General features: G+C 72.6%; 15 protein-coding genes. 9 read left to right on the forward strand and 6 right to left on the reverse strand.

The features are described 5' to 3' along the window. The first annotated feature begins 56 nt into the window (after positions 1–56). The 4 genes from EDF20_RS09920 to EDF20_RS09935 are packed head-to-tail and all read left to right on the forward strand — an operon-like array spanning position 57 to position 4204. The gene (locus tag EDF20_RS09920; RefSeq protein ID WP_133738536.1) at positions 57–1412 is read left to right on the forward strand and encodes a PIG-L family deacetylase; all 1356 of its coding nucleotides are present in this window, start codon (positions 57–59) and stop codon (positions 1410–1412) included. Positions 1413–1451: 39 nt separating this feature from the next. Beyond that, on the forward strand, positions 1452–1778 hold the full coding sequence (gene fdxA, locus EDF20_RS09925) for a ferredoxin (RefSeq protein ID WP_123548127.1): 327 nt from the start codon (positions 1452–1454) through the stop codon (positions 1776–1778). A gap of 13 nt (positions 1779–1791) precedes the next feature. Continuing rightward, positions 1792–2892 (forward strand): succinyldiaminopimelate transaminase, encoded by a 1101-nt coding sequence (dapC, locus tag EDF20_RS09930; protein WP_133738537.1) that lies wholly within the window; start codon positions 1792–1794, stop codon positions 2890–2892. A 16-nt stretch (positions 2893–2908) separates the two neighbouring features. Continuing rightward, entirely contained in the window at positions 2909–4204 is a 1296-nt protein-coding gene (locus tag EDF20_RS09935) for a citrate synthase (RefSeq protein ID WP_123548129.1), read from the forward strand. 93 nt (positions 4205–4297) lie between these two features. Here EDF20_RS09935 and dapD read toward each other — a convergent pair whose 3' ends face one another. Then, complete coding sequence (gene dapD, locus EDF20_RS09940) at positions 4298–5266, reverse strand: 2,3,4,5-tetrahydropyridine-2,6-dicarboxylate N-succinyltransferase (RefSeq protein ID WP_133738538.1); 969 nt, start codon at positions 5264–5266, stop codon at positions 4298–4300. 71 nt (positions 5267–5337) lie between these two features. On the opposite strand from dapD, the gene dapE reads away from it, so the two are divergent. The 3 genes from dapE (at position 5338) to EDF20_RS09955 (ending at position 7929) form a co-directional block, all read left to right on the forward strand. Next, a complete protein-coding gene (gene dapE / locus EDF20_RS09945; RefSeq protein WP_133738539.1) occupies positions 5338–6414 on the forward strand; it encodes a succinyl-diaminopimelate desuccinylase in 1077 nt (358 codons plus the stop codon). Then, entirely contained in the window at positions 6399–7673 is a 1275-nt protein-coding gene (locus EDF20_RS09950; RefSeq protein WP_243833434.1) for a hypothetical protein, read from the forward strand. The genes dapE and EDF20_RS09950 overlap by 16 nt, the downstream gene beginning before the upstream one ends. Positions 7674–7758: 85 nt before the next feature. Then, positions 7759–7929, forward strand: a complete 171-nt coding sequence (locus tag EDF20_RS09955; protein WP_123548132.1) for a DUF3117 domain-containing protein — start codon at positions 7759–7761, stop codon at positions 7927–7929. A 118-nt stretch (positions 7930–8047) separates the two neighbouring features. Here the strand turns inward: EDF20_RS09955 and EDF20_RS09960 are convergent, their stop codons facing one another. Beyond that, positions 8048–8674: an O-methyltransferase gene (locus tag EDF20_RS09960; protein ID WP_166644796.1), complete on the reverse strand. Its 627-nt coding sequence runs from the start codon at positions 8672–8674 to the stop codon at positions 8048–8050. A 68-nt stretch (positions 8675–8742) separates the two neighbouring features. Between EDF20_RS09960 and EDF20_RS09965 the strand changes: the two genes are divergently transcribed. Beyond that, positions 8743–9144, forward strand: a complete 402-nt coding sequence (locus EDF20_RS09965; protein ID WP_123548342.1) for a Sec-independent protein translocase TatB — start codon at positions 8743–8745, stop codon at positions 9142–9144. A gap of 46 nt (positions 9145–9190) precedes the next feature. On the opposite strand, the gene EDF20_RS09970 is transcribed toward EDF20_RS09965, so the two are convergent. Further along, positions 9191–10105, reverse strand: coding sequence for a LysR family transcriptional regulator (locus tag EDF20_RS09970; protein WP_123548134.1), 915 nt, complete (start codon positions 10103–10105; stop codon positions 9191–9193). A 165-nt stretch (positions 10106–10270) separates the two neighbouring features. On the opposite strand from EDF20_RS09970, the gene EDF20_RS09975 reads away from it, so the two are divergent. Beyond that, positions 10271–10471, forward strand: a complete 201-nt coding sequence (locus tag EDF20_RS09975) for a hypothetical protein (RefSeq protein WP_133738540.1) — start codon at positions 10271–10273, stop codon at positions 10469–10471. 183 nt (positions 10472–10654) lie between these two features. On the opposite strand, the gene EDF20_RS09980 is transcribed toward EDF20_RS09975, so the two are convergent. The 3 genes from EDF20_RS09980 to EDF20_RS09990 are packed head-to-tail and all read right to left on the reverse strand — an operon-like array spanning position 10655 to position 13668. Next, positions 10655–11815, reverse strand: coding sequence for a P-loop NTPase (locus EDF20_RS09980; RefSeq protein WP_243833435.1), 1161 nt, complete (start codon positions 11813–11815; stop codon positions 10655–10657). Continuing rightward, positions 11808–12350 (reverse strand): DUF1003 domain-containing protein, encoded by a 543-nt coding sequence (locus EDF20_RS09985; RefSeq protein ID WP_133738541.1) that lies wholly within the window; start codon positions 12348–12350, stop codon positions 11808–11810. The genes EDF20_RS09980 and EDF20_RS09985 overlap by 8 nt, the downstream gene beginning before the upstream one ends. Further along, positions 12337–13668 (reverse strand): CBS domain-containing protein, encoded by a 1332-nt coding sequence (locus tag EDF20_RS09990; RefSeq protein ID WP_133738542.1) that lies wholly within the window; start codon positions 13666–13668, stop codon positions 12337–12339. The genes EDF20_RS09985 and EDF20_RS09990 overlap by 14 nt, the downstream gene beginning before the upstream one ends. Positions 13669–13724: the final 56 nt, after the last annotated feature.

The raw sequence follows: 13724 nt of genomic DNA on the forward strand, positions 1-13724 counted from the left end.
CACCAGCTTCCCGGGCCGGACCGACCATAGTGCGGGGCGGCATATCCTGTCCAGTGATGACGTACTTCGGCTCCGCCTCCGATGCCCGCCAGGGCGATGCCCGCCCCGGCCAGCCCTCCGCCCTGCGGGCCGAGCGGGTCCTCTTCGTGCACGCGCACCCGGACGACGAGACGATCGCGACGGGCGGCACGATCGCCGCCCTCGTCGACGCCGGCGCCGAGGTGACGATCGTCACCTGCACCCGCGGCGAGCTCGGCGAGGTCATGCCCGACGACCTGGCCCGGCTCCGCGGTGACGAAGCCGCCCTCGCCGCGCACCGCGAGGGCGAGATCGCGGAGGCGATGCGCGACCTCGGCGTCCGCGACCACCGGTTCCTCGGCGACCCCGAGGCGCGCACCCACGGGCTGCCGGCGAGGGTCTACCGCGACAGCGGCATGGTCTGGCGGTCGGACGGCGTGGCCGGCCCTACCCCCGACCTGCACGGCGCCGCCTTCTGCGCGGCCGAGTTCGGCGAGATCGTGTCCGACCTGCAGGCCGTGGTCGAGTCCGTGCGGCCGACGGCGATCGTCAGCTACGACGAGGACGGCGGCTACCACCACCCCGACCACGTCCGGGCCAACCGGGCCGCCGTGCGCGTCGCGCGCCTGGCCGAGGTGCCCTTCTTCGCCGTCGTCGCCGGCGCCGAACAGGCCACGGGGGCCGAGGCCGAGGCGCTCGCCGCCGACGACTCGGTCCGCACGGTCGACGTCCGCGCCTCGACCGCGCGTCGTCTGGCCGCCCTGCGCCGCTACCGGACGCAGGTCGAGGTCGTCGACCTGCCCCGGGGCGCGGCGGGGATCCTCTTCCCCCACGGCGCGGTCCAGCCCGTGGGCACGAGCGAGTCGTTCCGTTTCGTGCCGGAGCCCGATTCCCGGGCGTCCGGCCCCGCCGGCGCCTCCGAGTTCGCCGACATGAGCACCGGCGGCCGCGTGGCGACCACGGTGCTCGCCCTCGCGGCGGGGGTCGTCTTCGGGGCCCTCGGCACGGTCGCCCACCAGGGCACCGTCACCGTCGCCGGCGCGCCGATCTGGTCCGGCCTCGTCCTGTCGCTGGTGATGGCCGCGGCGCTGCTGGCCGGCATGCGCCTCCTCTTCGGCTCCCGCGTCGTCGCGGTCGCGGTCGCGCTCGGCCTGCTCGGCGCCGCCGCGCTGCTGTCCCAGCCGGGTGCGGGCGGCTCGGCGCTCGTGCCGGCGAACGGCCCCGGCTACGCGTGGACCTTCTGCCCCCTGCTCATCGCGATGGTCGTGATCGCCTGGCCGACCCTGCCGCAGCGGGGCGCCGGGCCCGACGCCGGGTCGACCGCCGCGTCGTCGACCGCGTCCGACTCCGCGCCCACCGCCTCCTCCGCCGGCACCCAGCCGACGGCGCGCTAGGCTGGACCCTCTGCCCGAGGTGAAGGGAACCCCCCGAACGTGACGTATGTGATCGCACTGCCCTGTGTGGATGTCAAAGACCGTGCCTGCATCGACGAGTGCCCCGTCGACTGCATCTACGAGGGCGAACGCTCGCTCTACATCCACCCCGACGAATGCGTCGACTGCGGCGCCTGCGAGCCCGTGTGCCCCGTCGAGGCGATCTACTACGAGGACGACCTGCCCGACAAGTGGGCCGAGTACTACAAGGCCAACGTCGAGTTCTTCGACGAGATCGGCTCGCCCGGCGGTGCGGCGAAGGTCGGCGTCATCGCGGGCGACCACCCCGTGATCTCCGCCCTGCCCCCGCAGGGCGCGCAGGCCTAGGCCCCGGTCGATCGTGGCGCTGTCGCTGCCCGACTTCCCCTGGGACTCGCTCGCGGCGGCGGCCGCCGTCGCCCGTCGGCACGAGGGCGGCATCGTCGACCTCTCGGTCGGCTCGCCCGTCGACCCGACCCCCGAGGTCGTCGCCAGGGCCCTCTCGGCCGCGACCGACGCCCACGCCTACCCCCAGGTCGCCGGCACCCCCGCGCTGCGGGCGGCCGTCGCCGAGTGGTACGAGCGCAGGAGGGGCGTGTCCGGCCTGCAGGACGCGAACGTCCTGCCCACGATCGGCTCCAAGGAGCTCATCGCGGGCATGGCCCTCTGGCTCGGCCTAGGCCCCGGCGACACCGTCGTGCACCCCGTCGCCGCCTACCCGACCTACGCGCTCGGCGCTGCGCTCGTCGGCGCCGACGTGCTGGCCAGCGACGACCCCGCCGAGTGGCCTGGGTCGACCCGGCTGATCTGGGTGAACAGTCCCGGCAACCCCGACGGAGCCGTCCTCGACCACGAGCACCTGCGTGCCGTCGTGGCGCGCGGCCGCGAGCTCGGCGCCGTCGTCGCCGGCGACGAGTGCTACGCGGAGCTCGGCTGGGAGGGCGAGTGGGCCGACAGCCCGACGCCCTGCATCCTCGACCCGAGGGTCGTCGGCGACGACCTGCACGGCGTCGTCAGCGTCTATTCACTCAGCAAGCAGTCGAACCTCGCGGGCTACCGGGCCGGCTTCGTGGCCGGCTGCGACCACGTGATCGGCCAGCTCCTGGCCGTGCGCAAGCACGCCGGCCTCATGCCGCCCGCCCCGGTGCAGGAGGCCATGCGTGCAGCCCTCGGCGACGAGGCGCACGTGCGTGAGCAGAAGGAGCGCTACCGGGCCCGTCGCGCGGCCCTGGCACCGGCGCTCGAGGCCGCGGGCTTCCGCATCGACCACAGCGAGGCCGGGCTCTACCTCTGGGCGACCCGAGACGAGGTTTGCTGGACGAGCGTCGACTGGTTCGCCGAGCGCGGCGTTCTCGTCGCGCCCGGCAGCTTCTACGGCGTCGACGGCGGGCGCCACGTGCGGGTCGCCCTCACGACGACGGACGAGCGGATCGCCGCGGCCGTGGAGCGCCTCCAGGGCTGACCGCTAGGGTGACAGGGTGACTGATCCTGCCAACGACGCCCAGAAGGCCACGCTGCAGTTCCCGGGGGGGACGGCCGAGTTCCCGATCGTGCCGAGCACCCAGGGTGCCTCGTCGATCGACATCTCGAGCTTCACCAAGCAGACCGGCTACACGACCCTCGACACGGGGTTCGTGAACACGTCCGCGACCCGCTCGAAGATCACCTACATCGACGGTGACGAGGGGATCCTGCGCTATCGCGGCTACCCGATCGAGCAGGTGGCCGAGAACTCGACCTACCTCGAGACCGCGTGGCTGCTCATCTACGGCGAGCTGCCCACCGCCGACGAGCTCGCCGACTTCGACGCCCGCATCCGCCGCCACACCCTGCTGCACGAAGACCTCCGCCGCTTCTTCGACGCGCTGCCGCACAACGCGCACCCCATGTCGGTGCTCTCGAGCGCCGTGGGCGCGCTCGGCACCTTCTACGAGGGGTCGATGAGCGTCAGCGACCCTGCCCAGGTCGAGCTGCAGACCATCCGCCTGCTCGCGAAGCTGCCGGTCATCGCCGCGTACGCGCACAAGAAGAGCCTCGGCCAGGCGTTCCTCTACCCCGACAACTCGCTGAGCTTCGTCGACAACTTCCTCAAGCTGAACTTCGGCACGATGGCCGAGCCGTACGAGGTCAACCCCGTCCTCTCGAAGGCGCTGGAGCGCCTCCTCATCCTGCACGAGGACCACGAGCAGAACGCGTCGACGTCGACCGTCCGCCTCGTGGGCTCGACGCAGGCGAACATGTTCTCGTCCATCTCGGCCGGCATCAGCGCGCTCTACGGCCCGCTTCACGGCGGCGCGAACGAGGCCGTGCTCACGATGCTCGCCGAGATCCGCGACAGCGGCCAGGGCGTCGAGCGCTTCGTCGAGCGGGTCAAGAACAAGGAAGACGGCGTCAAGCTCATGGGCTTCGGCCACCGGGTGTACAAGAACTTCGACCCCCGTGCCCGACTCGTGAAGGAGAGCGCAACCGAGGTGCTCGCCGCGCTCGGCGTCAAGGACGACCTGCTCGACATCGCCATGGAGCTCGAGGACATCGCCCTCGCCGACGACTACTTCGTCGAGCGCAAGCTCTACCCCAACGTCGACTTCTACACCGGCGTGATCTACAAGGCGATGGGCTTCCCTCCGCGCATGTTCACGGTGCTGTTCGCCATCGGCCGCCTGCCGGGCTGGATCGCCCACTGGCGCGAGATGAACCAGGATCCCGCGACCAAGATCGGCCGCCCGCAGCAGCTGTACCTGGGCGAGACCCAGCGCGACTGGCCGCAGCGCTAGCAGCGGCACCAGCAGCGCAGACGGGCGGGTCCGTCGTGACCGGGCGTCGACGACGACCCGGGGACGACGGACCCGCCCGTCCTGTCCTCGCCGCTACGCGTGCAGCTGCGAGTTGAGCGTGATGCCGTGGCCCTTGCGCGGCAGCACCTCGACGGCGCCGGTCACCGAGTTGCGGCGGAACAGCAGCCCCGGGCGGCCCGAGAGCTCGACGGCCTTGACCGTCTGCTGCTTGCCGTCGTTCGTCGGCGTGCCGCCCACGACGACGACCTTGGTGCCCGCCGTGACGTAGAGGCCGGCCTCGACGACGGTGTCGTCGCCGATCGCGATGCCGATGCCGGCGTTGGCGCCGAGCAGCGCGCGCTCGCCGATGGTGATGCGCTGGGTGCCGCCTCCCGACAGGGTCCCCATGATGGAGGCGCCGCCTCCGATGTCCGACCCGTCGCCGACGACGACCCCCTGCGAGATGCGGCCCTCGACCATCGACGCGCCGAGCGTGCCCGCGTTGAAGTTGACGAAGCCCTCGTGCATCACGGTGGTGCCGGGTGAGAGGTGGGCGCCGAGGCGCACCCGCGACGCGTCGGCGATGCGCACGCGGTCGGGGGTGACGTAGTCGAGCATCCGCGGGAACTTGTCGATGCCCGTCGTCGCGATGCCGGCGCGCTGCAGCGACGGGCGGAGGCGGGTGAAGTCGTCGGGGTGCACCGGTCCGGCGTTGGTCCAGACGACGATGGGCAGGTGGCCGAAGACGCCGTCGAGGTCGATGGTGTTCGGCGCGACGAGCAGGTGGCTCAGGAGGTGCAGCCGCAGGTAGGCGTCGGGGGTCGACGCAGGAGGCGTGGCGAGCTCGATCTCGACGGTCACCGGGACGAGGTCGACGCCTCGACGGGCGTCGGTGCCGGCGGCGTCTGCGATCTCGGCGGGCACGAGGGCCGGGTCGCGGTCGGCGGGCAGCCGGCCGAGCGACGGCGCGGGGAACCAGGTGTCGAGCGTGCTGCCGTCGCTGGCGACGGTGGCGAGCCCGTACCCGTGGGCGTGGGTGGCGGCGGGGGTGTCCGTGGTCATGCCCTCGATCGTAGGGCGGCGGGGAGGCGCCGCCCGGCGACCTGCCGGGCACCGGCCCTACACTCGGGTCCATGCCGCCCTTCGACCTGAGCGTGTCCGCCGTCGACGTCACCCGCCAGCTCTGCGACGTCGAGTCCGTCTCCGGGAACGAGCAGGCGGTGGCCGACTCGATCTGGCAGACCCTCGAGGGGCACGAGCACCTCACGCTGTTCCGCGACGGCGACGCGATCGTCGCCCGGACGGAGTTCGGCCGCGACAGTCGCGTGGTCATCGCCGGGCACATCGACACCGTGCCGCTGAACGACAACCTGCCCACCCGGTTCGAGACCGACGACGACGGGGTCGAGTACCTGTGGGGCCGCGGCACCGTCGACATGAAGGCGGGCAGCGCCGTCCACCTCCGCCTCGCGGTCGAGCTCACGGAGCCCGTGGTCGACGTCACGTGGGTCTGGTACGACCACGAAGAGGTGTCGGACGCCCTCAACGGGCTGGGGCGGCTCGCACGGCTGCACCCGCACCTCCTCGAGGCCGACTTCGCCATCCTCGGCGAGCCGACCCGCAGCGAGGTCGAGGGCGGCTGCAACGGCAACCTGCGGGCAGAGATCCGCACCTTCGGTGCCCGGTCGCACAGCGCGCGCTCGTGGGTGGGCTCGAACGCCATCCACGCGGCCGCCCCGATCCTCGACCGCCTGGCCGCGTACGAGGCGCGCGAGGTCGAGGTCGACGGCCTCGTCTACCGCGAGGGGCTGAACGCCGTCGGGATCACGGGCGGCGTGGCCGGCAACGTCATCCCCGACGAGTGCATGGTGCACGTCAACTACCGCTTCGCGCCGAGCCGCAGCGCGGACGAGGCCGTCGCGCGCGTCCGCGAGCTCTTCGCCGACTTCGACGTGACGATCGTCGACCTCGCCCCGGGCGCCCGCCCCGGCCTCGACGCCCCGCTGGCCCGGCAGTTCCTCGAGGCCGTCGGCGGCGAGGCGAAGCCGAAGTACGGCTGGACCGACGTCGCCCGCTTCTCCGCCCTCGGCGTGCCCGCGGTCAACTACGGCCCCGGCGACCCGCTGCTGGCCCACCACGACGACGAGCGCGTGCCCGTGCAGCAGATCCTCGACAACGAGCGCGGACTGCGGGCGTGGCTGACGGCCTGACCACGCGGCCGTCCCCGGCGTCGTCGACCCGTCCGGCGTCGTCGGGCCGTCCGGCGTCGCGTGCCTCCGACGCGCGCCGCTGGCTGACCGTCCGCTGGCGGCTGCTGCCGTGGTGGGCCCGCGTGCTCGGCGTGTTCGTGCTGTCGCGCGTCGTCAGCACGGCGCTGCTGGTCAGCTTCGCGCAGCGGCAAGGCGCCAACGCCTGGACGCTCGCGAGCCCGGACTACGCGAGCTTCGCCAGCATCTGGGACGGCCACTGGTACTACATCATCGCGGCCGTGGGGTACCCGTCGGCCCTGCCGCTCACCGAGACGGGCCACGTCGCCGAGAACGCGTGGGCGTTCATGCCGGCCTACCCGTTCCTCGTGCGCGGTCTGATGGAGCTGACCGGCGCCTCCTTCGCGACCCTCGCCGTCGTCGTGTCGACCGTCTTCGCGGGCGGCACGGCGCTGCTCTTCCACAAGCTCCTCCGACGGGTGCTGCCCGAGGGCACCGCGCTCTTCGGCGTGGTGCTGTTCTGCGCCTCGCCGCTGTCGCCGCTGCTGCAGGTCGCGTACGCCGAGTCGATGTTCCTGTTCCTGCTCTGTGCGGCCCTGCTGCTGCTCCTGCAGCGGCGATACGTGGCGATGCTGCCGGTGGTGCTGGTCATGTCGTTCACGCGGCCGGGCGCCCTGCCGCTGGCCCTCGCGCTCGGCCTGCACACGATCTGGCGCTGGTGGCGCCGACGCGACGACCCGTTCCCCGGCCGCGAGATGCTCGCCGCAGGGACGGCGACGGTGGCGACGGCGGTCTTCGGGGTCGGCTGGCTGCTCGTCGCCGGACTCGTCACCGGCAGGCTCGACGCGTACACCGAGACGGAGCTCGCCTGGCGCTCGGCGTACATCGGCTACGGCCCGCTGGTGCCGTTCACGCCCTGGATCGAGGGTGCGAACTGGTGGTTCCCGGGTGGTCTGGGGGTGGCTCTGCTGGTGATCTCGGTGATCGCCCTCGGAGTGCTCCTGCTCAGTCCGTGGGGACGCCGACTCGGTGTCGACCTGCGGCTCTGGAGCCTCGCCTACGCGCTCTACCTGCTCGCCGTTTTCTTCCCGCAGTCGAGCACCTGGCGCCTGCTGATGCCGCTGTTCCCGCTGCTCGGCGTGCTCGCGCTGCCGCGCTCGAGGGTCTGGCGAGTCGTGATCGTGCTGCTCGCCGTGGCGGGCCAGTGGCTCTGGATCGACTGGTGCTGGTGGGTGGACGGGTACGACTGGACGCCCCCGTGAGCCGGGTGACGCCTCCTCCTGTTTAGGTGTCAGCCGCAGAATCACGGATAATGGGATCTGAATCTTCGCGAAAGGGGACTATCTGATGGCAGCCATGAAGCCGAGGACCGGCGACGGGCCTATGGAGGCCGTGAAGGAGGGCCGTCTCATCATCGTGCGCGTTCCGCTCGAAGGTGGCGGCCGCCTCGTGGTGTCGGTCAACGACGACGAAGCACGAGAGCTCCACGACGCGCTGGCGAACGTCGTCGGCGACTAGGCACGACCTCCCGCATCACCCTCGACGCCCCGTCGGCCCCAGGCCGGCGGGGCGTCGGCGTGCGGACGGCGTCGGCGTGCGTGCGGACGCCGTGCGCCCAGCGACGGGCTCGGGGCCGTCAGCGCTTGACGAGCTGGAGGAGGCCGTCGCCGGCCGTCGACAGCGAGCTGATCACGGCGGGCGAGGTCGAGACCTCGGTGAGCAGGGTGCGGAACCCCGTCGTCGTCGCGTCGCGCCTCGCCGGGTTGGCGACCGCACCGTGCCACAGCGCGTGCGCGACGAGCACGAGGCCGCCGGGGCGGGCCATCCGGAGCCCGTGCTCGACGTACTCGATGACGGAGCCGGGGTCGGCGTCGACGAAGACGACGTCGTAGCTGTTCTCGTTCATCCGCGGCAGCACCTCGGCGGCCCGGCCGGTGATCAAGCGCACCCGGGCGGCAGGCACGCCGCCGCGCAGGTAGGCGTCGCGCGCCGCCTGCTGGTGCTCGATCTCACGGTCGATGGAGGTGAGGGTCGCGTCGGGCGCACCGGCGAGCAGCCAGAGGCCGCTGACGCCGACCCCGGTGCCGATCTCGATGATGCTGCGGGCCCGCGACGAGGCGGTGGCGACGGCCAGCTGCGCGCCGACGGCGGGGGAGACGGCCTCGACCCCGACCTCGAGCGAGTGCTGCCGAGCCTCGGCCAGCGGTCCGCTCTCCGTCACGAGTTCTTCCGCGAACTTCCAGCTCGATTCGATCTGCGACACACTCACTCCTCGGTGCCCAAGCCTAGGGGCTGGCTGTCGGGGGCAGACGTTAGTCTGCATGCGTGTCCCTGTTCGGTCTGACGTTCGACAAGCTGCTGGTGATCGGCGTGCTCGCCGTCTTCCTCCTCGGCCCCGAGCGCCTGCCCGGCTACGCCTCGAAGCTGGCCCAGCTCGTCCGCAGCCTGCGCGACATGGCGAACGGCGCGAAGGCCCGCATGCGCGACGAGATGGGGCCCGAGTTCGACGAGGTCGAGTGGCAGAAGCTCGACCCGCGGCAGTACGACCCGCGGCGCATCATCCGCGACGCCCTCCTCGACGCCCCCGAGGCCGCCACCAAGCCCGTGTCGGGCGCCATGGCCCCGGCGACGGCGGCTGCCGTGTCGGTCGGGCTCCCCGGCGGCGGCCCACGGCCGGCGCCCGAGCCGCTCGCGGTCGGCGAGGTGCCCCCGTGGGACGCCGAGGCGACCTAGCCCTGCCCCGCCGCCGGTCGCGCAGCTCCGGCCCTGCAGCACCGCGTCAGACCCCGCCGTGCAGCGCGGCGACCCGCGAGGCCTCCGCGCGCAGGGCGTCGACGACGCGGCGGACGGACGGCCGCTCCGCCCGGTCGCGACGCATCAGCACCGAGACGTAGCGGACGGCTCGGATGCTCTCGAGGGGCAGCAGGACCATGTCGTCCCGCGCCTCCTTCGCGGTGAACCGGGGCAGCACCGCGATGCCGAGGCCGGCCCCCACGAGCGACTCGGTCACCTTGGTGTCGCTGAAGCGCTGGGCGACGCGCACGGGGCTGCCCGTGACGCGCTCGATCTCGCGGTAGACCCACTCGAACGGGAAGTCGGTCGGGACCCCGATCCACGTCTCGCCCTCGAGGTCGCCCGGCGAGAGCGAGGCTCGTCCCGCGAGTCGGTGGTCGGCCGGCAGCGCCACGTCGAGGGGCTCCGTGAGCAGCGGGACCGTCACGAGTCCGCGCCCGCGCCAGGCGCGCCCATCGGGGGAGTGCGCGACGACGACGTCGTGGTCGGCGGCGAGGTCGGCGAACTCGAGGATGGACGGGTCGTGGTCGGTCGCCACGACCGTGAGGCCCGGCGTCTCGGCGATGGTCCGGAGCAGGCCAGGCAGCAGCATCTGCCCGCCGGTGGGGAAGGTCGCGAGGGTGACCTCGCCCTGGGGCGTCGCGACGAAGTCGGCCCAGACGGCCTGGGCGCGCTCGAGGGCCACGGCCACGTCGGTGGCGGTCTGGGCGAGGACGCGGCCCGAGCCCGTCAGGACGACGCCGCGGCCCACCCGCTCGGTCAGGGCGACCCCGGCCTCCTTCTCGAGGACCTTCAGCTGCTGCGAGACGGCCGAGGGGGTACGGTGCGTCGCCTTGGCGACCGCGGCGATGCTGCCCCGCTCGGCGAGTTCCCGGAGCAGTTCCAGCCTCTTGACGTCCATGTAGTGATTCTACGGTGTCACGGTAGAAAAGCATGGTTGTACTTCCCTTTGTGAGGGCGCAGACTTGACCTTGTCATCAGAGGGACCCCATGCCCTCTCCGCTCGGTCGACCTGGTCCCGAGCATCCGCAACGAGGCTGACCGACCGCCTACGAGACCCGTCGTCGTGCCCAGCACGACCTGGTCCAGGATGCGGTCGATCGTCCTGCCCACACCGCGCGACAGCGCAGACAAAGAGAAGAACATGTTCACCGGAATCATCGTCCTGGCCGTCGCTGCGAGCATCGGCATCGTCGGATCCGTCGTCGCGGTCGCCCGCGACGGCTACCGCGCCATCCCGACCCGCACCTTCACCCGCTGGTCCTAGTCGGCTCGTCGCCGCCTCCCCTCGCCGTCGGTCCGTGCTGGAACCGATGACGAGCCGGCGGGCAGGCCGCGTCTCCTCCTGAGCGCGCCAGCCCGCGAGAGGCGAGCGATCGAGACACCCGAGAGGCCCCCGTGCACCTGCACGGGGGCCTCTCGTGCACCCGGATGCCGTCCGCCGACGCCGTCAGCTGACGCTGAGGCCCAGCCGGCGACCGACGAGGCTCCGCGGGCGCACCGCGAGCGTGCCCGCGAGCGCGTCGATGACCCGCGCCGCGGGGTCGTCGGGCGCCGCGACGACGACGGGCGCGCCCTGGTCGCCGCCCTCGCGCAGCCCGAGGCTCAGCGGCACGCTGGCGAGCAGCGGCACGTCCGCCTCCTGTCCGGCCGAGAGCCGGCGTGCCGTCTCGGCGCCGCCGCCCGTGCCGAACAGCTCGAGCACGGAGCCGTCGGGCTGAGCCAGCCCGGCCATGTTCTCGACCACGCCGAGGAGGCGCTGGCCGGTCTGGCGGGCCACGACGCCGCTGCGTTCGGCGACGTCGGCCGCCGCGGGCTGGGGTGTCGTCACGACCAGCACCTCGGCGTGGGGCAGCAGCTGCCCGACCGAGATCGCGACGTCGCCCGTGCCGGGTGGCAGGTCGAGCAGCAGCACGTCGAGGTCGCCGAAGAACACGTCCGTGAGGAACTGCTGGATGGTGCGGTGCAGCATCGGGCCGCGCCAGGCCACCGCGACGGACGAGTCGTCGACGAACATGCCGATCGAGATCACCTTCACCCCGTGGGCCACGGGGGGCAGGATCATGTCGTCGACCTGCGTGGGCTTGACGGCGGCGCCGTCCGGGCCGACCAGGCCGAGCAGGCCCGGGATGCTGAAGCCGTAGACGTCGGCGTCGACGATGCCGACCGAGAGGCCGCGGGCCGCGAGCGAGACGGCGAGGTTGGCGGTCACGGTCGACTTGCCCACCCCTCCCTTGCCGCTCGTGACCGCGATGACGCGGGTGAGCGAGTCCGGCCCGAACTGCTGCACACGGGCGCCCCGGCCGGCTCGGAGCTTCTCGGTGAGTGCGTGCCGCTCCTCCTTCGTCATGACGGTGACGGCGACCGTCACGTCCGTGACGCCGTCGACCGAGGCCGTCGCGGCCCGCACGTCGCGCTCGATCGTGTCGGCCGCGGGGCAGCCCACGATGGTCAGCTTCACCGAGACCGTCGCCGCGCCCGCCGCGTCGACCGACACGTCGCCGATCATGTCCAGCTCGGTGACCGGTCGGCGGATCTCGGGGTCGAGCACCGATCCCAGCGCCGTCCGCACGCGTCCGGCGGGGGTGCCTGCGTCAGCGGTGTCAGCCACGGGACGCGTCGTCCGTCGTGGCCGCCGCAGCCGCCTCCTCGTCCCGACGGTCCATCTCGTCGAGCAGCCCCCTCAGCTCGGCCCGGATGAAGTCCTTGCTGGCCATGTCGCGGATCGCGATCCGCAGGGCCACGACCTCGCGGGCGAGGTACTCGGTGTCGGCGAGGTTGCGCTCGGCCCGCTGGCGGTCCTGCTCGAACTGGACGCGGTCGCGGTCGTCCTGGCGGTTCTGTGCGAGGAGGATCAGGGGCGCGGCGTAGGAGGCCTGCAGCGAGAGGATCAGCGTCAGCGCCGTGAAGCCGATCGCGGCGCTGTCGAAGCGGATCGAGTCGGGCGCCGTCGTGTTGTAGACCATCCACAGCACGCAGAACGCCGTCAGGGCGATCAGGAACTGCGGCGTGCCCATGGCGCGGGCGATCGCCTCCGTGGCACGGCCGAAGCGGTCGCGCCCGGCACGGCGCCGCCCCGGCAGCACCCGGGTGCGGAGGCCCTTGGGCGAGTCGAGTCGGACGGTGCTCCGGTTATCGCGTGCCACCGGTGGTCCTCCTCGGGGTCGTCGTCGGGGTCGTGGTCAGGGGGGCGCGGCGGGCACGCGCCCGGGAGCGGCTGAGCGGTCTGTCCTGGTCGTTGCTGCGCCAGTCGTCGGGCAGCACGTGGTCCAGGACGTCGTCGATGGTCACCACCCCGACGAGGCGGTGAGCGGCGTCGACGACGGGCACGCTCACGAGGTTGTACGTCGCCATGACCCGCGTCACCTCGAGGGCCGTCGCGTCGACGCGGACCGGTTCGAGCTGCTGGTCGAGCAGCGTGCCGAGGCGCTCGTTGGGCGGGTAGCGGAGCATCCGCTGGAAGTGCACCATGCCGAGGAACCGGCCGGTCGGCGGCTCGTACGGCGGCAGCGTGACGCAGACCGCGGCGCCGAGCGCCGGCGCGAGCTCGTGGCGACGGATCAGGGCGAGGCCCTCGGCCACCGTCGCGTCGGCCGAGACGATCACCGGCTCGGTGGTCATCAGGCCGCCGGCGGTGTCGGCGTCGTAGCTGAGCAGCATGCGGACGTCGTCCGCCTCCTCCGGCTCCATCAGCTGGAGCAGCTGCTCCTTGCGCTCGTCCCCGAGCTGGGACATGAGGTCGGCGGCGTCGTCGGGCTGCATCTGGTCGAGCACGCCCGCGGCGCGCTGGTCGTCGAGCTGGGAGAAGATCTCGACCTGCTCGTCCTCCGGCAGCTCCTCGAGCACGTCGGCCAGGCGGTCGTCGGACAGCTCGGAGGCCACCTCGAGGCGGCGCTCCGGGGTCAGGTCGAGCAGCGTGTTCGCGAGGTCGGCGGGAACGAGGTCGGAGTAGGCGGCGATGAGGTGCTCGGCGCTCTGGGCCTCGCCGGGCTCGTTCTCCTCGACGACCTCGTCCCACGTGGCGAACGCGGTGGGGCCTTTGCCGAAGGGCGACGGCGTGGTCTTCGGACGGCGCAGGAACAGCTGGCCGATCTCCCAGTCGCCCTCGCTGACCTCGTCGATCGCGACGTCCTCGACCACGGCGCGGCCGCCGTCACGGCGCAGGGAGACCCGTCGGCCGAGCATCTCGGCGATGACGCGGGTCTCGCCGCCGCGCTGCTCGAAGCGACGCAGGGTGATCGTGCCGCTCGTGATGATCTGCCCCGAGCCGATGCTCGTGACGCGGCCGATGCTGACGAAGACGCGGCGCTTGCCGGGCACCTCGACGATCAGGCCGACGACCCGCGGCGGGTCCTCACGGCGGTAGACGACGAGGACGTCCCTCACCTTGCCGACCTTGTCGCCGGCGGGGTCGAAGACGGAGCACCCGGCGAGACGGGCGACGAAGACTCTGGTGGCGCTCACGCCTCCAAGTTAGTCGCTCAGCCCGACCGCGCCGCGTGCTGCCGTCCATGCCGACG

This window comes from Frigoribacterium sp. PhB116 (assembly GCF_004364285.1).
In the GTDB taxonomy this organism is placed as follows: Bacteria; Actinomycetota; Actinomycetes; order Actinomycetales; family Microbacteriaceae; genus Frigoribacterium.